Source organism: Azospirillum brasilense (assembly GCF_007827815.1).
GTDB lineage: Bacteria > Pseudomonadota > Alphaproteobacteria > Azospirillales > Azospirillaceae > Azospirillum > Azospirillum brasilense_C.
Window position 1 is genome coordinate 1 of record NZ_VITH01000030.1, and the last position, 16,665, is coordinate 16,665.

The 16,665-nt window shown below is 66.0% G+C and carries 13 protein-coding genes, 1 tRNA gene and 1 pseudogene; all 15 read right to left on the reverse strand.

Features of this window, described 5'->3' with window-relative positions; genetic code table 11:
- Positions 1–140, reverse strand: a 140-nt coding sequence (locus FBZ83_RS31000) for a GTP-binding protein (protein ID WP_244948042.1), incomplete at its 3' end; no start/stop codon positions are given.
- A gap of 37 nt (positions 141–177) precedes the next feature.
- On the reverse strand, positions 178–2,256 hold the full coding sequence (fusA, locus tag FBZ83_RS31005) for an elongation factor G (RefSeq protein ID WP_145691122.1): 2,079 nt from the start codon (positions 2,254–2,256) through the stop codon (positions 178–180).
- A 26-nt stretch (positions 2,257–2,282) separates the two neighbouring features.
- Positions 2,283–2,753 (reverse strand): 30S ribosomal protein S7, encoded by a 471-nt coding sequence (rpsG, locus tag FBZ83_RS31010; protein WP_014241043.1) that lies wholly within the window; start codon positions 2,751–2,753, stop codon positions 2,283–2,285.
- 12 nt (positions 2,754–2,765) lie between these two features.
- A complete protein-coding gene (gene rpsL / locus FBZ83_RS31015) occupies positions 2,766–3,137 on the reverse strand; it encodes a 30S ribosomal protein S12 (protein WP_012973201.1) in 372 nt (123 codons plus the stop codon).
- A 319-nt stretch (positions 3,138–3,456) separates the two neighbouring features.
- Complete coding sequence (locus FBZ83_RS31020) at positions 3,457–4,170, reverse strand: DJ-1/PfpI family protein (protein WP_145691125.1); 714 nt, start codon at positions 4,168–4,170, stop codon at positions 3,457–3,459.
- A gap of 126 nt (positions 4,171–4,296) precedes the next feature.
- On the reverse strand, positions 4,297–8,466 hold the full coding sequence (gene rpoC / locus FBZ83_RS31025; RefSeq protein ID WP_145691127.1) for a DNA-directed RNA polymerase subunit beta': 4,170 nt from the start codon (positions 8,464–8,466) through the stop codon (positions 4,297–4,299).
- A gap of 100 nt (positions 8,467–8,566) precedes the next feature.
- On the reverse strand, positions 8,567–12,760 hold the full coding sequence (rpoB, locus tag FBZ83_RS31030; protein ID WP_145680061.1) for a DNA-directed RNA polymerase subunit beta: 4,194 nt from the start codon (positions 12,758–12,760) through the stop codon (positions 8,567–8,569).
- 234 nt (positions 12,761–12,994) lie between these two features.
- Positions 12,995–13,369 carry a 50S ribosomal protein L7/L12 gene (gene rplL / locus FBZ83_RS31035; RefSeq protein ID WP_035675064.1) on the reverse strand — a complete coding sequence of 125 codons (375 nt, stop codon included), beginning with the start codon at positions 13,367–13,369 and terminating at the stop codon, positions 12,995–12,997.
- Positions 13,370–13,426: 57 nt separating this feature from the next.
- Entirely contained in the window at positions 13,427–13,945 is a 519-nt protein-coding gene (rplJ, locus tag FBZ83_RS31040) for a 50S ribosomal protein L10 (RefSeq protein WP_014241049.1), read from the reverse strand.
- Between the two features lie 267 nt (positions 13,946–14,212).
- Entirely contained in the window at positions 14,213–14,914 is a 702-nt protein-coding gene (gene rplA / locus FBZ83_RS31045) for a 50S ribosomal protein L1 (RefSeq protein ID WP_035675066.1), read from the reverse strand.
- A gap of 4 nt (positions 14,915–14,918) precedes the next feature.
- Positions 14,919–15,353 (reverse strand): 50S ribosomal protein L11, encoded by a 435-nt coding sequence (gene rplK, locus FBZ83_RS31050; protein WP_014241051.1) that lies wholly within the window; start codon positions 15,351–15,353, stop codon positions 14,919–14,921.
- Between the two features lie 134 nt (positions 15,354–15,487).
- Positions 15,488–16,018 (reverse strand): transcription termination/antitermination protein NusG, encoded by a 531-nt coding sequence (gene nusG, locus FBZ83_RS31055; RefSeq protein ID WP_014241052.1) that lies wholly within the window; start codon positions 16,016–16,018, stop codon positions 15,488–15,490.
- A gap of 5 nt (positions 16,019–16,023) precedes the next feature.
- Complete coding sequence (gene secE / locus FBZ83_RS31060) at positions 16,024–16,221, reverse strand: preprotein translocase subunit SecE (RefSeq protein ID WP_035675069.1); 198 nt, start codon at positions 16,219–16,221, stop codon at positions 16,024–16,026.
- Between the two features lie 69 nt (positions 16,222–16,290).
- Positions 16,291–16,366: transfer RNA gene (locus tag FBZ83_RS31065), tRNA-Trp, on the reverse strand.
- Positions 16,367–16,521: 155 nt separating this feature from the next.
- Positions 16,522–16,665 (reverse strand): annotated as a pseudogene (gene tuf / locus FBZ83_RS31070) (elongation factor Tu); the annotation flags it as partial.

Here is a 16,665-nt window from a genome sequence, read left to right on the forward strand (position 1 = left end):
TAGGCGGTGAAGGTCGCGCCGCCGCTCTCGGCCAGCACCTTCGTGATCGCCGCCGTCAGCGACGTCTTGCCGTGGTCGACGTGGCCGATCGTGCCGATGTTGCAGTGCGGCTTGTTCCGCTCGAACTTTGCCTTCGCCATGGTGTGTGCTCTCCGTCTCTTTGTCGTTCCAGCGGTTTCAGGCCATCCTGGCGCGGATGGTCTCCGCAATCGTCTGCGGCACCGGCTCGTGGTGGTCGAACTGCATCGTGTACTGCGCGCGTCCCTGGCTCATCGAGCGCAGGGTGTTCACATAACCGAACATCGACGCCAACGGAACCATCGCCTGGATCGAGCGGGCGTTCCCGCGCTGGTCCATGGCGGTGATCTGGCCGCGGCGGCTGTTCAGGTCCCCGATGATGTCGCCCATGTAGTCCTCGGGCGTCACCACCTCAACCCTCATGATCGGCTCCAGAAGCATCGGGCCGGCCTTCTGCATGCCTTCGCGGAAGGCCGCACGGGTGGCGATCTCGAAGGCGAGCACCGAGGAGTCGACGTCGTGGAAGGCGCCGTCGGTCAGCGTCACCTTGAGGTCGATGACCGGGAAGCCGGCGACCACGCCGCTGTGCAGCGATGCGTCCAGCCCCTTCTGCACGCCCGGAATGAACTCCTTGGGCACGGCGCCGCCGACGACCTTGTTCTGGAAGACGAAGCCGCTGCCGGCGGGCTGCGGCTCGAAGACCAGCGTAACGCGGGCGAACTGCCCGGTACCCCCGGTCTGCTTCTTGTGGGTGTGGTCGATCTCGGCGGTCTTGGTGATGGTCTCGCGGTACGCCACCTGCGGCGCGCCGACGTTCGCATCGACCTTGAACTCCCGCTTCATGCGATCGACGATGATCTCCAGATGCAGTTCGCCCATGCCCTTGATGATCGTCTGACCGCTCTCATGGTCGACGGCCACGCGGAAGGACGGATCCTCCTGGGCGAGGCGGGACAGCGCCATGCTCATCTTTTCCTGGTCGGCCTTGGATTTCGGCTCGACGGCCACCTCGATGACCGGTTCCGGGAATTCCATCCGTTCCAGGACGATGGGCTTGGCGGGATCGCACAGCGTGTCGCCGGTCGTCGTGCTCTTCAACGCGGTGAAGGCGACGATGTCGCCGGCGTAGGCCTCGTCGATCTCCTCCCGGCTGTTGGCGTGCATCAGCAGCATGCGGCCGATGCGCTCCTTCTCGTCCTTGCCGGGGTTCAGCACGGCGGTGCCGGAGGCGACGGTGCCGGAATAGACGCGCACGAAGGTCAGCGACCCGACGAACGGGTCGTTCATGATCTTGAAGGCGAGCGCGGAGAAGGGAGCGGCGTCGTCCGGCGCGCGCTCGTCCGTCTCGGGGCTGCCGACGCGGTGCCCCCGCACCGCCCCGACGTCCACGGGAGCGGGCAGATAGTCCACCACGGCGTCCAGCATCGGCTGGATGCCCTTGTTCTTGAAAGCGGAGCCGCAGACGACCGGCACGAAGCGCAGGCCGACGGTGCCCTTGCGGATGCAGGCCTTCAGCGTTTCTTCGGACGGCTCCTGGCCGGACTCGAGATAGGCCTCCATGGCCGCGTCGTCGAGTTCCAGGACGGCGTCGAGCAGCGCCTGACGGTGGCGCGCCGCGGCGTCCTTCAGAGCGTCCGGAATGTCGGTGTAATAGAATTCGGCGCCCAGCGTCTCTTCTTTCCAGACGATGGCGCGCATGGCGACCAGATCGACGACGCCGACAAAGCTGGCCTCGGACCCGATCGGAAGCTGGAGGACGAGCGGAAAGGCGCCCAGCCGTTCCTTCATCATGTCGACGCAGCGGAAGAAGTCCGCGCCGGTGCGGTCCAGCTTGTTGACGAAACACATGCGGGGCACGCCGTACTTGTCGGCCTGCCGCCACACGGTCTCGGACTGAGGCTCCACCCCCGCAACGGAATCGAACACCGCAACCGCACCGTCGAGCACGCGCAAGGACCGTTCGACTTCGATCGTGAAGTCGACGTGACCCGGCGTGTCGATGATGTTGATGCGGTGATCGCGCCAGAAGCAGGTCGTGGCCGCGGAGGTGATGGTGATGCCCCGTTCCTGTTCCTGCTCCATCCAATCCATCACCGCGGTGCCCTCGTGCACCTCGCCGATTTTGTACGACTTTCCAGTGTAGTACAAAATCCGTTCGGTGGTCGTGGTCTTCCCGGCATCGATGTGGGCCATGATGCCGATGTTGCGGTAACGGTTCAGGGGATGGGAACGGGGCATGACAAGCACCTGGGCCGGTGGGTGCCTTACCAGCGGTAGTGCGAGAAGGCCTTGTTGGCTTCCGCCATACGATGGGTGTCTTCGCGCTTCTTCACGGCTGTGCCACGCTGGTTGGCGGCATCCAGCAGCTCACCCGACAGACGCTCGGTCATGGTGTTTTCCGAGCGGGCGCGGGCGGCGCCGATGAGCCAACGGATGGCCAGGGCCTGGGCGCGGTCCGTGCGGACCTCGACCGGAACCTGGTAGGTGGCGCCACCGACGCGACGCGAGCGCACTTCGAGATGCGGCTTCACGTTCAGCAGGGCGTCGTGGAAGACCTGAACCGGCTCGTTCTTGGTCTTGGCCTCGATGCGGCTGAGCGCGCCGTAGACGATGCGCTCGGCGGCGGACTTCTTGCCGTCCAGCATCAGGCAGTTCATGAACTTGGTCAGGACGCGGTCGCCATACTTGGCGTCCGGCAGGACCTCACGCTTCTCGGCGCGACGACGACGGGACATCGTGAATACTCCTTACTTCGGACGCTTCGCGCCGTACTTCGAACGACGCTGCTTACGGTCCTTCACGCCCTGGGTATCGAGCGTGCCGCGGATGATGTGGTAGCGAACGCCGGGAAGATCCTTCACACGGCCGCCGCGGATCATAACCACCGAGTGTTCCTGGAGGTTATGGCCTTCACCGGGGATGTAGGAGGTCACTTCGAAGCCGTTCGTCAGGCGAACGCGGGCGACCTTACGCAGAGCCGAGTTCGGCTTCTTCGGCGTGGTCGTGTAGACGCGGGTGCAGACGCCACGCTTCTGCGGGCACGCCTCCATCGCGGGAACCTTATTGCGCGCGGCCAAGGGCTCGCGCGGCTTACGGATCAACTGGTTGATCGTCGGCATATCTGCCCTTCATCCCTTCAGGTCGATCGGCCGGCGGAGCCGGACCGATTGGAAAAACGCCCGGCGGTACCGGACGATGCAAAAGCCCGCCTGCGAAGCCTGAGGGGCTTCGAGCGGGCCCAATGGTCGAACGCCGTCGGATGGGTCCGCGAGGACCCGGTCGTTCAGCTATGTCGCTTGGGTTCAGCCGGATGCCGGACGGGATGGACGAAAGACCTTCCCGAGGCTCCTTTTGAAGTTCGCGGACTATATGGGTCCGCCGGGAACCCGTCAAGCGCGCAGATGACCGTTTGTCGTGCGCTTCGACGACGTTTCGGCGTCAGCCGGAGGGGGCCGACCGGCGGCGGCGCAACGCCTCGGCGCCCGCCGCCACCGCGGCAGCCCGCGCGTCGAGCATCGGGCGCATCCGGGCGAGAAGATCGGCCGTCACGCCCTCCCCCGCCCCTTCCGGCGAACCGGCGTCGAAGGGCGGCTTCGGATCGTATTCGATGGAGAGTTGGATGAGCTTCGCGGCCGGCTCACCGAACAGTTCGGCGACGATGCGCAGCGCCACGTCGATTCCCGCGGTCACGCCGCCGCCGGTGAACAGCGTGCCGTCCACGACCACGCGCTCCGCCACCGGCGCGGCACCGAAGGCGGCGAGGAAGTCGCGGGAGGCCCAGTGCGTGCCCGCACGCTTGCCCTCCAGCAGCCCGGCGGCGCCGAGCACCAGGGAGCCGGTGCAGATCCCCGAGAGATAGCGAGTGCCGGACGCCCGCTCCGCCAGGAAGGTCAGGACCTCCTCGTCGGTCAGCAGCGCGTTGATGCCACCGCCGCCGGGAACCAGGAGCAGATCAAGCGGCGGGGCGTCGGACAGGGTCGCCGTGGGGAGAATGGTCAGGCCAGTGTCGGAGCGCACCGGATCGAGCGTTTTCCACAGCAGATGGACCTGCGCGCCCGGCACACGGGCCAGCACCTCGTAGGGGCCGGTGAGGTCGAGCTGCGTGACGTTGGGAAACAGCAGCAGGCCGAAGCTGGGCGCGTTCTCGGTCATGGCGGAGGCTCCGATGCGTGGCGTTGACGATCCTAAACCCGGCGGGACAAACGAGAAAGGGGCGCGTCCCCTGCGGAACGCGCCCCCTGCCCTACCCTATGCGCCGAAGCCTGAGGCTCCGGGCCCTCAGGCCGCGGTGCTCTCGCCCGGATGCGGCAGGGCCGGAGCCTCGCCGTCGCCGGTTTCGCCCTCCGCCAGGGCGCGGTCGCGCTCGGCGGCGATCTGCTTCAGGCGGTTGACGACCGAGCCCGTGCCCGCCGGGATCAGGCGGCCGACGATCACGTTCTCCTTCAGGCCTTCCAGGTTGTCGGTCTTGCCCGACACCGCCGCCTCGGTGAGGACGCGGGTGGTTTCCTGGAACGACGCGGCGGAGATGAAGGACCGGGTCTGCAGCGACGCCTTGGTGATGCCCTGCAGAACCGGGTGGCCGGCGGCCGGCTTCAGCCCCTCGCCGACGGTCTTCTCGTTCTCCTCGTCGAACTCCTGACGGTCGACCTGCTCGCCCACCAGGAAGGTGGTCTCGCCGGCGTCGGTGATCTCGACCTTCTGCAGCATCTGGCGGACGATCACCTCGATGTGCTTGTCGTTGATCTTCACGCCCTGCAGTCGATAGACGTCCTGGATCTCGTTGATCAGGTAGTTGGCCAGAGCCTCCACACCCATCACCGACAGGATGTCGTGCGGCACCGGGTTGCCGTCCATCAGCAGGTCGCCGCGCTGGACATAGTCACCCTCCTGCACGGAGATGTGCTTGCCCTTCGGGATCAGATACTCGCGCTCGTCCCCCGTCTCGTCGTTGCGGACGACGATGCGGCGCTTGGTCTTGTAGTCCTTGCCGAACTCGACGCGGCCGTCGAGGTCCGAGATGATCGCGAAGTCCTTCGGACGGCGCGCCTCGAACAGCTCGGCCACGCGCGGCAGACCGCCCGTGATGTCGCGGGTCTTGGACGACTCGCGCGGGATACGCGCCAGCACGTCGCCGGCCCGAACATGGGCGCCGTTCTCCACCGAGAGGATGGCGTCCACCGACATGAAGTAGCGGGCCTCCAGACCGTTGGCCAGCGTGATGATCTCGCCCCGCTCGTCGCGCAGCGTGATGCGCGGCTTCAGATCCGCACCGCGCGGCTGCTGGCGCCAGTCCACCACGACCTTCGAGGAGATGCCGGTCGCCTCGTCCATCACCTCGCGCATGGAGATGCCTTCCACGAGGTCGACGTAGTGGGCGGTACCCTCGCGCTCGGTGATGATCGGCAGGGTGTAGGGGTCCCACTCGGCCAGCTTCTGCCCGCGCTCGACCTTCACGCCCTCGTCGGCCAACAGCTTCGCGCCGTACGGAACGCGATGACGCGCCCGCTCGCGGCCCTGCTCGTCGAGCAGGATCACCTCGGTGCTGCGGCCCATGACCACCGGGATGTTGGAGGAGTTGATAACGACGTTGCGGTTGTGGATCCGCACCGTGGCATCGAACGCCGCCTCCACCTGGCTCTGCTCGGCACCGCGCTGCGCCGCGCCACCGATGTGGAACGTGCGCATGGTGAGCTGCGTGCCCGGCTCGCCGATCGACTGGGCGGCGATGACGCCGACCGCCTCGCCGACGTTGACCAGCGTGCCGCGGGCCAGATCGCGGCCGTAGCACTTGGCGCAGACGCCGTCCTTGGTCTCGCAGGTCAGAACCGAGCGGATCATGACGCTGTCGATGCCCGAACGCTCGATGCGGTCCACCGTGGGCTCGTCGATCAGGCCGGCGTTCGGCACGATCAGCTCGCCGTTCAGCGGGTCGATCAGGTCGCCGACCACGGTGCGGCCGAGGATGCGGTCGCCCAGCGGGGAGATGACCTCGCCGCCGTCGATGACGGCCTTGACGGTGATGCCCTTGTCGGTGCCGCAATCGGTCTCGACGATGATGGCGTCCTGGGCCACGTCGACGAGACGACGGGTCAGGTAACCGGAGTTCGCCGTCTTCAAGGCGGTGTCGGCCAGCCCCTTGCGGGCGCCGTGGGTGGAGTTGAAGTACTCCAGCACGGTCAGGCCTTCCTTGAAGTTCGAGATGATCGGCGTCTCGATGATCTCGCCCGACGGCTTGGCCATCAGGCCGCGCATGCCCGCCAGCTGGCGGATCTGGGCGGCCGAGCCACGCGCACCGGAGTGGGCCATCATGTAGACCGAGTTCACCGGCTTGCCGGGGGCGGTGTCGGAGATGACCTTCATCATCTCCGTCGCCACCTTCTCGGTGCACTCCGACCAGACGTCGACGACCTTGTTGTACTTCTCGCCCTGGGTGATCAGACCGTCGAGATACTGCTGCTCGAACTCCTTCACCCGCTCCTTGCTGTCGTTGACCAGCTTCTTCTTCGCCTCGGGGATGACCATGTCATCCTTGCCGAAGGAGATGCCGGCGCGGCAGGCGTGGCCGAAGCCGAGCTTCATCAGGCGGTCGGCGAAGATCACCGTCTCCTTCTGACCGCAATGGCGGTAGACGGCGTCGATGACGTTGCCGACGTCCTTCTTGGTCAGCAGGCGGTTGATCAGCGAGAAGGGCACCGCCGGGTTGCGCGGCAGGATCTCGGACAGCAGCATGCGGCCCGGAGTCGTCTCCACGATGGAAATCTTCTCGTCGCCGTTCTCGTCCACGCCCTTGTAGCGCGCCTTCACCTTGGCGTGCAGCGTCACGACCTTGGCGTCCAGCGCCTGCTCGATCTCGCCGACGTTGGCGAAGGTCATGCCCTCGCCCTTCTCGCCCGGCCGGTCCATCGTGATGTAGTAGAGACCCAGCACGATGTCCTGCGACGGCACGATGATCGGCTTGCCGTTGGCGGGCGACAGGATGTTGTTGGTCGACATCATCAGGACGCGCGCTTCCAGCTGGGCCTCAAGGCTCAGCGGGACGTGCACGGCCATCTGGTCGCCGTCAAAGTCCGCGTTGAAGGCGGTGCAGACCAGCGGGTGGAGCTGGATCGCCTTGCCTTCGATCAGCGTCGGCTCGAAGGCCTGGATGCCCAGGCGGTGCAGCGTCGGCGCGCGGTTCAGCATCACCGGATGCTCGCGGATGACCTCTTCAAGGATGTCCCACACCTCGGGACGCTCCTTCTCGACCATCCGCTTGGCGGCCTTGATGGTCGAGGCGAGGCCGTACAGCTCCAGCTTCGCGTAGATGAAGGGCTTGAACAGCTCCAGCGCCATCTTCTTCGGCAGGCCGCACTGGTGCAGCTTCAGCTCCGGACCGACCACGATGACCGAACGGCCCGAGTAGTCGACGCGCTTGCCGAGGAGGTTCTGACGGAAGCGGCCCTGCTTGCCCTTCAGCATGTCGGACAGCGACTTTAGCGGACGCTTGTTGGCGCCGGTGATGACGCGGCCGCGGCGGCCGTTGTCGAACAGCGCGTCGACGGCCTCCTGCAGCATGCGCTTCTCGTTGCGGACGATGATGTCCGGCGCCTTCAGCTCGATCAGCCGCTTCAGACGGTTGTTGCGGTTGATGACACGGCGGTACAGGTCGTTCAGGTCGGACGTGGCGAAGCGGCCGCCGTCCAGCGGGACGAGCGGGCGCAGCTCCGGCGGGATCACCGGAATGACTTCCAGGATCATCCATTCCGGACGCGACTGCGACGACAGGAACGCGTCGATCAGCTTCAGGCGCTTCACGAGCTTCTTGCGCTTGGCCTCGGACGAGGTGTCCCGCAGCTCCTCGCGGCAGGTCTTCTTCTCCTCCTCCATGTCGAGCGCCGACAGCATGATGCGCAGCGCCTCGGCACCGATGGAGGCGGTGAAGGCGTCCTCGCCGTACTCGTCCTGGGCGGAGACGAACTCCTCCTCGCTGAGCAGCTGGTGCAGCTTCAGCGGGGTCAGGCCCGGCTCGATGACGACGTAATTCTCGAAATAGAGGATGCGCTCCAGATCCTTCAGCGTCATGTCGAGCAACAGACCGATGCGGCTCGGCAGGGACTTCAGGAACCAGATGTGGGCGACCGGCGAGGCCAGCTCGATGTGGCCCATGCGCTCGCGCCGGACCTTCGACAGCGTGACCTCGACGCCGCACTTCTCGCAGATGATGCCACGGTACTTCATGCGCTTGTACTTGCCGCACAAGCACTCGTAGTCCTTGATCGGGCCGAAGATGCGGGCGCAGAACAGGCCGTCGCGCTCAGGCTTGAAAGTGCGATAGTTGATGGTTTCCGGCTTCTTGATCTCGCCGAACGACCAGGACCGGATGCGCTCGGGGCTCGCGATCTGGATGCGGATCTGATCGAAGCTCTGGGGACCCTGGACTTGGCCGAAAATATTCATCAACTCGTTCATGACCGTCTCCCGCTGGCAGCGCCGCGTTGTCGGTTAAGGGCAGTTCCCGCCGGAAGGGGCCAACATGGCCCCTCCTCCGGCGGGTTCAAGTCTCTTGGGCTCAGTACGACCGCTGGTTCAGCTCGACGTTCAAGCCCAGGGAGCGCAGCTCCTTGACCAGAACGTTGAAGGACTCAGGGATGCCCGCCTCGAAGTTGTCGTCGCCGCGGACGATCGCCTCGTAGACCTTGGTGCGGCCGGACACGTCGTCCGACTTGACCGTGAGCATTTCCTGCAGCGTGTAGGCGGCGCCGTAGGCTTCGAGCGCCCACACTTCCATTTCACCGAACCGCTGTCCGCCGAACTGGGCCTTACCGCCGAGCGGCTGCTGGGTGACCAGCGAGTACGGACCGATCGAGCGCGCGTGGATCTTGTCGTCCACCAAGTGGTGCAGCTTCAGCATGTAGATGTAGCCGACGGTCACCTTGCGGTCGAAGGCCTCGCCGGTGCGGCCGTCGATCAGGGTGACCTGACCGGAGCGGTCCAGACCCGCCTTCTCCAGCTGCTGGCAGATGTCCTCCTCGCGCGCGCCGTCGAAGACCGGCGTGGCGAAGGGAACGCCCTTGCGCAGGTTGCCGCCCAGCTCCAGCAGCTCGCCCTCGGTCATGTCGGCGATCTGGTCGTCGTAGACCTTCTGGCCGTAGGCTTCCTTCAGCGTGATGCGCAGCCCGTCCATGGTCTGGGCGGCGTCGCCGCGGCCCTTCATGGCGAGACGGTACTGGTCGATGGCGCGGCCGATCTGCTTGCCGAGGCCGGCCGACGCCCAGCCCAGGTGGGTCTCCAGGATCTGACCGATGTTCATGCGCGACGGCACGCCCAGCGGGTTCAGCACCAGGTCGACCGGCTGGCCGTCCTCGAGGTACGGCATGTCCTCCTGCGGCAGGATGCGGGAGACCACGCCCTTGTTGCCGTGGCGGCCGGCCATCTTGTCGCCCGGCTGCAGCTTGCGCTTCACCGCGACGAAGACCTTGACCATCTTCATCACGCCCGGCGGCAGCTCGTCGCCGCGCTGCAGCTTCTCGACCTTGTTCTCGAAGCGGTTCTGCAGCGCCTGGATCGAGTCGTCGAAGACCTTGCCCAGGCTCTCCACCGTCTCCATCACCTGCTCGTCGGCGATGGAGATCTGGCGCCACTGGCCCTTGGTCAGGTTCGCCAGCTCGGCGTCGGTCAGGACCGTGCCGGCCTTCATGCCCTTCGGACCGGACTGGGCGGTCTGGCCGAGGATGACCTCCTTCAGGCGGGTGTAGAAGCTGCGCTCCAGGATCGCGCGCTCGTCGTCGCGGTCCTTGGCCAGCTTCTCGATCTCGGCCCGCTCAATCGCCAGGGCGCGCTCGTCCTTGTCGACGCCGCGGCGGCTGAACACGCGGACCTCGACGATCGTCCCGGCCACACCCGGCGGCAGGCGCAGCGAGGTGTCGCGGACGTCGGACGCCTTCTCGCCGAAGATGGCGCGCAGCAGCTTCTCTTCCGGCGTCATCGGGCTTTCGCCCTTCGGCGTCACCTTGCCGACCAGGATGTCGCCCGGACGGACCTCGGCGCCGATGTAGACGATGCCGGCCTCGTCGAGGTTCTTGAGGGCTTCCTCACCGACGTTCGGAATGTCGCGGGTGATTTCCTCCTGGCCCAGCTTGGTGTCGCGGGCCATGACCTCGAACTCCTCGATGTGGATCGAGGTGAAGACGTCGTCCTTGACGATGCGCTCGTTGATGAGGATCGAGTCCTCGAAGTTGTAGCCGTTCCACGGCATGAAGGCGACGAGCACATTGCGGCCCAGCGCCAGCTCGCCCAGCTCCGTCGAGGGGCCGTCGGCGATGATGTCGCCGGCCGCCACGCGGTCGCCCACCTTCACCAGCGGACGCTGGGTGATGCAGGTGTTCTGGTTGGAACGCTGGAACTTCAGCAGGTTGTAGATGTCCACACCCGGCGCCGTGGCGTCGGACGAGTCGGTCGCCCGGACCACGATGCGGGTCGCGTCGATCTGGTCGACGATGCCCTTGCGCTTGGCGACGATGGTCACGCCGCTGTCGCGGGCGACCGTGGCCTCCATGCCCGTGCCGACCAGCGGCGCGTCGGCCTTGACCAGCGGCACCGCCTGACGCTGCATGTTCGAGCCCATCAGCGCGCGGTTCGCGTCGTCGTTCTCGAGGAACGGGATCAGCGCCGCGGCGACGGAAACGAGCTGCTTCGGCGACACGTCGATCAGGTCGATGGCCTCCGGGCGGAACATCAGGTACTCGCCGCCCTGCCGGCACGACACGAGGTCGGCGGCGAAGCGGTTGTCCGCGTCCAGCTCGGCGTTGGCCTGGGCGACGACGTAGCGGCCCTCCTCCATGGCGGAGAGGTAGACCACCTCGTCGGTGACGATGCTGTCGCGCACCTTGCGGTACGGGCTCTCGATGAAGCCGTACTGGTTCACGCGGGCGTAGGTCGCCAGCGAGTTGATCAGACCGATGTTCGGACCTTCGGGCGTCTCAATCGGGCAGATGCGGCCGTAGTGCGTCGGGTGCACGTCGCGCACCTCGAAGCCGGCGCGCTCGCGGGTCAGACCGCCCGGGCCGAGAGCCGAGAGACGACGCTTGTGCGTGATCTCGGACAGCGGGTTGGTCTGGTCCATGAACTGCGAGAGCTGCGACGAGCCGAAGAACTCGCGCACGGCGGCGGCCGCCGGCTTGGCGTTGATCAGGTCGTGCGGCATGACCGTGTCGATCTCGACCGAGCTCATGCGCTCGCGGATCGCGCGCTCCATGCGCAGCAGACCGACGCGGTACTGGTTCTCCATCAGCTCGCCGACCGAGCGGACGCGGCGGTTGCCGAGATGGTCGATGTCGTCGATCTCGCCGCGGCCGTCCTTCAGGTTCACCAGGACCTTGAGGATCGACATGATGTCCTGCTTGCGCAGGACGCGGACGCTGTCCTCGGTCTGGAAGTTCAGGCGGGCGTTCATCTTGACGCGGCCCACCGCCGACAGGTCGTAGCGCTCGCTGTCGAAGAACAGGCCGGCGAACAGCGCCTCGGCCGACTCCAGGGTCGGCGGCTCGCCCGGACGCATGACGCGGTAGATGTCGATCAGCGCATCCTCGCGGGACGCGTTGCGGTCGGCCGCCATCGTGTTGCGGATGTAGGCGCCGACGTTCAGGTGGTCAATCGCCAGCACCGGCAGCTCGTCGACGCCGGCCTTCTCCAGCTTGTCGAGGTCGCTCGCCGACAATTCGTCACCGGCTTCGAACAGGACTTCGCCGGTCCGCTCGTTGATGATGTCGACGGCGAGGTAGCGGCCGGTCAGCTCCTCGGTGGAGACGAGCTGCTCGGCGAGGCCACCCTCGACCAGCTTCTTGATCAGGCGCGGCGTCATCTTGGTGCCGGCCTCGGCGACGACCTGGCCGGAGGCCGCATCCACGAGGTCGGAGGCGACCTTCACGCCCTTCATGCGGTCGGCGTTGAAGGGGGTCTTCCAGCCGCCCGACGCGCGGGTGTAGGTGATGGTGTCGTAGAAGAAATTGAGGATTTCTTCCTTCGCCATGCCCTGCGCCTCGTAGGGCAGCAGGTCCTTCTTCTGCGCCTTGCGCTCGGCGCGCAGCGCCTCGGTCTCCGCGCCGTCCAGGGCGAACAGCAGCGTGGTGGCCGGCAGCTTGCGGCGGCGGTCGATGCGCACGTAGACGAGGTCCTTGGCGTCGAACTCGAAGTCCAGCCAGGAGCCGCGGTACGGGATCACGCGGGCGGCGAAGAGATACTTGCCCGACGAATGGGTCTTGCCCTTGTCATGGTCGAAGAAGACGCCCGGGCTGCGGTGCATCTGCGAGACGATGACGCGCTCGGTGCCGTTGATGATGAAGGTGCCGTTGGCCGTCATCAGGGGCATGTCGCCCATGTAGACGTCCTGCTCCTTGATGTCGCGGATCGAGCGCAGGCCTGTGTCCTCTTCCACGTCGAAGACGGAGAGGCGCAAGGTCACCTTCAGCGGGGCGGCGAAGGTCATGCCACGCTGCTGGCACTCCTCGACGTCATACTTAGGCTGCTCAAGCTCGTACTTCACGAAGTCGAGGACGGCGCGGTCGGAGAAGTCCTTGATCGGGAACACCGACCGGAACACCTCCTGCAGACCCAGGTTGGCCCGCTTCTCCGGCGGGACGTCCATTTGCAGGAAGTGGTCGTAGGAGCTGCGCTGCACCTCGATGAGGTTGGGCATCTGGGTGACTTCCGGGATGCGCCCGAAGCTCTTCCGAACACGCTTTCGACCCGTAAAGGATTTGGCCATGGATGTCCCCAAACGTCAGAATCGTGAGTACGCTCGACCAGAAGCACGCGAACCAGGGTGCTCGCCGCGACGCGGCGATGATCGCGCGGCCCGCCCCTTATGCAGGGACGGAAAGAGCCGGACCGAGAAACCCGGTCCGGTGGAAGGCAGAAAACGCCGTGCGGCGGCAGGCCCCCTCGGGGACCGGCCGCCGTCCGGCGTGGATATGTCTTATCCGTCGCAGCAAGACGGGTCTTACTTAATATCGACCTTGGCGCCGGCCTCTTCAAGCTGCTTCTTGATCTTGGCGGCCTCGTCCTTCGACACGGCCTCCTTGACCGGCTTCGGGGCGCCTTCGACCAGGTCCTTGGCTTCCTTCAGGCCCAGGCCGGTGATGGCGCGGACTTCCTTGATCACGTTGATCTTCTTGTCGCCGGCGTCGGCGAGGATCACGTTGAACTCGGTCTGCTCTTCGACCGGGGCGGCGGCGGCGGCCGGACCGGCGGCGGCAACGGCCACCGGAGCGGCGGCGGAAACGCCCCACTTCTCTTCCAGCAGCTTCGACAGCTCGGCGGCCTCGATGACGGTCAGGGCCGAGAGATCGTCGACCAGCTTCTGCAGATCAGCCATTTTAATGCTCCAACAACTCGATGTTCTGGGATGGGTAGACAGCTAGACGGATGCGGCTCAGGCCGCCTCGTCCTTCTTCGCGTAGGCCGCCAGCACACGGGCGACCTGGCCGCCCGGAGCCTGGAGGACGCCGGCGATGCGGGTCGCCGGAGTCTGGATCATGCCCACGAGCTTGGCGCGCAGTTCGTCCAGCGACGGGAGCGTGGCGAGAGCCTTCACTCCCTCCGCGTCGAGGATCTGGTCGCCGAGAGCGGCGCCGACGATCTTCAGCTTCTCGTTGGTCTTCGCGTAGTCGGCCACCACCTTGGCGGCCGCGACGGGATCCTTCGAGTAGGCGATCGCGGTCGGCCCCTTGAAGAGACCGTCCAGACCTTCGAACTGCGTGCCCTGAAGGGCGCGGCGGGCGAGCCGGTTCTTCGTCACCTTGAAGCTCGCGCCCGCGGCCCGAATCTTGCCACGCAGGTCGGTGACTTCCGCCACCGTCAGGCCGAGATGGTGGGTGACCACCACCAGGCCCGTTTCCTGGAGCTTCGACTGCAGGTCCGCGATCGTCGCTTCTTTTTGTGTACGATCCACGGATCGCCTCCTTGCACAGAGGTTTACAAGGGACCCCTTCCCTTTCGGTGGGGAGCCCCGGCGAACCTGTCCCAGAAGTTCGAGCCGTTCCTGAACCGCGGGCAAGCCCGCGTGGTTAACGGTTCAACTCCTGTCTGCTCTGGCGGGTTTAAGCCTTTGCCTCCGGAGAGACGCGGGCGCCAGCGGTCTTGGACAGGGTGGGCATCCCCGCAGGGACACCCGATCGCCGCCGGTTCCCGAGGGTGCCGGCGGCGAAACTCAGGTCACTCAGGCCGTGGCGGCCAGAGTGGACAGATCCAGCTTCAGGCCCGGGCCCATGGTCGAGGACAGCGAGACCTTCAGCAGGTACTGGCCCTTGGCACCGGTCGGCTTGGCACGGGTGATGGCATCCACGAAGGCGCGGATGTTCTGCACCAGGGCCTCTTCCGAGAAGCTGGCCTTGCCGACGCCGGCGTGCACGATGCCGGTCTTCTCGGCGCGGAACTCCACGGCGCCGGCCTTGGCGGCCTTGACGGCGCCGGCCACGTCGGGGGTCACGGTGCCGAGCTTCGGGTTCGGCATCAGGCCGCGCGGGCCGAGCACCTTACCGAGCTTGCCGACGACGCCCATCATGTCCGGGGACGCGATGCAGCGGTCGAAGTCGATGTTGCCGGCCAGGATCTTCTCGGCCAGATCGTCGGCGCCGACGATGTCCGCGCCGGCGGCCAGGGCGTCGTCCGCCTTGGTGCCCTTGGCGAACACGGCGACGCGCACGGTCTTGCCCGTGCCGTTCGGCAGGTTCACCACGCCGCGGACCATCTGGTCGGCGTGACGCGGATCGATGCCCAGGTTCATGGCGATCTCGATGGTCTCATCGAACTTCGCCTTGGGCAGGCCCTTGATCAGGGAGACGGCGCCTTCCAGGGAGTAGAGCGCCTCGCGGTCGACCTTCTTGTAGGAATCGGTCAGACGCTTGCCGAGCTTCGCCATGGGATCAGCCCTCCACCACTTCGAGGCCCATCGAGCGGGCGGAACCAGCGATCATGCTCGCGGCCGCCTCGACGTCGTGGGCGTTCAGGTCCTTCATCTTCTTCTCGGCGATGTCACGAATCTGGGTCTTCGTGATCTTGCCGGCGAAAGCGCCCTTGCCGGTGGTCTGCGAGCCCTTGTCGATGCCAGCGGCCTTCTTCAGGAAGTAGCTGACCGGCGGGGTCTTCGTGACGAAGGTGAAGGTACGGTCGCCGTACGCGGTGATAACCACCGGGATCGGCATACCGACTTCCAGGTCCTGCGTCTTGGCGTTGAACGCCTTGCAGAACTCCATGATGTTCAGGCCGCGCTGACCGAGCGCCGGGCCGATGGGCGGCGACGGATTCGCCTTGCCGGCCGGAACCTGCAGCTTGATGAAGCCGACGATTTTCTTTGCCATGTCACAACCTCCAGATACGACGCCTCGATACGCTGTCCGGCGTCGCGGGGCTTTGCGGTGCGGCTATGGCGGGCCTTCCGCAGCAGAAAGGAGCACGTGACTGTTCATCACGTGCCCCGGGAAAACGGTTGGTCTCAGACCTTCTCGACCTGGGTGTATTCCAGCTCGACCGGCGTGGAGCGGCCGAAGATCGACACCGCCACCTTGAGGCGGGCCTTCTCCTCGTCGACTTCCTCGACGGTGCCGTTGAAGGAGGTGAAGGGGCCGTCGCTCACACGAACCTGCTCGCCCACCTCGAAGGTGATCGAGGGCTTGGGGCGCTCAAAGCCTTCCTGCACCTGATGGATGATCCGCTCGGCTTCGCGCTGGCTGATCGGCTGCGGCTTGCCGCCCCCGCCCAGGAAGCCGGTGACCTTCGGCGTGTTCTTCACGAGATGCCAGGACTCGTCCGTCAAATCCATCTTGATGAGGACGTAGCCGGGGAAGAACTTCCGCTCGGTGTTGATCTTGGAACCCCGGCGCACCTCGACCACTTCCTCGGTCGGCACCAGGATCTCTTCGAACTTGTCTTCCAGACCCTTCTGAGCCGCCTTTTCGCGGATGGCCTGGGAAACCTTCTTTTCGAAGCCCGAATAGACGTGAACGACGTACCAGCGCGCGGCCATGGCGATCAGGCTCCCAGCCCAAGGATCATACGGACGGCGAAGGCCAGCACCTGATCCACGACGAGGAAGAACAGCGAAGCCAGCACCACCATGACGAACACCATGGCGGTCGTCACGCCGGTTTCCTTGCGGGTCGGCCAGGTGACCTTGGCCACCTCGCGGCGGACGTCGCGCGCGAATTCTGCGGGGTTCACTTTAGCCATCGTAGACCGTGCGGGCTCCGGTGCGACGTGTAGGGCGCGGTCAGCGGCCCGTTCTGGTTCGGTACGGCGTGGCAGGAGTGGAGGGGCTCGAACCCCCAGCCCCCGGTTTTGGAGACCGGTGCTCTACCAATTGAGCTACACTCCTATCGCCGCAGGCTCTACCCCCGGCGGGGAGCGGAGCTTATAGCGCATAGCCGCGTGGCTTGCTAGCCTTTTTATCGGCCGGCATGCCGAAATCGACAGGGACCGATCCCGTCGCCGAACCACGGATGGAACGGCGGCGGGATCGACTCCTTCAACTTACTTGATGATCGAGGCGACGACGCCGGCGCCGACCGTGCGGCCACCCTCGCGGATGGCGAAGCGCAGGCCCTCGTCCATGGCGATCGGAGCGATCAGCTCGACTTCCATGGAGATGTTGTCGCCCGGCATCACCATCTCGGT

Excerpts from the sequence above, each read along its gene's own strand:
- rpoB (WP_145680061.1), bottom strand. The coding sequence starts at position 12,760 with ATGGCCAAATCCTTTACGGGTCGAAAGCGTGTTCGGAAGAGCTTCGGG.
- nusG (WP_014241052.1), bottom strand. The coding sequence starts at position 16,018 with ATGGCCGCGCGCTGGTACGTCGTTCACGTCTATTCGGGCTTCGAAAAG.
- secE (WP_035675069.1), bottom strand. The coding sequence starts at position 16,221 with ATGGCTAAAGTGAACCCCGCAGAATTCGCGCGCGACGTCCGCCGCGAG.
- rplL (WP_035675064.1), bottom strand. The coding sequence starts at position 13,369 with ATGGCTGATCTGCAGAAGCTGGTCGACGATCTCTCGGCCCTGACCGTC.
- fusA (WP_145691122.1), bottom strand. The coding sequence starts at position 2,256 with ATGCCCCGTTCCCATCCCCTGAACCGTTACCGCAACATCGGCATCATG.
- rpoC (WP_145691127.1), bottom strand. The coding sequence starts at position 8,466 with ATGAACGAGTTGATGAATATTTTCGGCCAAGTCCAGGGTCCCCAGAGC.
- rplK (WP_014241051.1), bottom strand. The coding sequence starts at position 15,353 with ATGGCAAAGAAAATCGTCGGCTTCATCAAGCTGCAGGTTCCGGCCGGC.
- rpsL (WP_012973201.1), bottom strand. The coding sequence starts at position 3,137 with ATGCCGACGATCAACCAGTTGATCCGTAAGCCGCGCGAGCCCTTGGCC.
- rpsG (WP_014241043.1), bottom strand. The coding sequence starts at position 2,753 with ATGTCCCGTCGTCGTCGCGCCGAGAAGCGTGAGGTCCTGCCGGACGCC.
- FBZ83_RS31020 (WP_145691125.1), bottom strand. The coding sequence starts at position 4,170 with ATGACCGAGAACGCGCCCAGCTTCGGCCTGCTGCTGTTTCCCAACGTC.
- rplA (WP_035675066.1), bottom strand. The coding sequence starts at position 14,914 with ATGGCGAAGCTCGGCAAGCGTCTGACCGATTCCTACAAGAAGGTCGAC.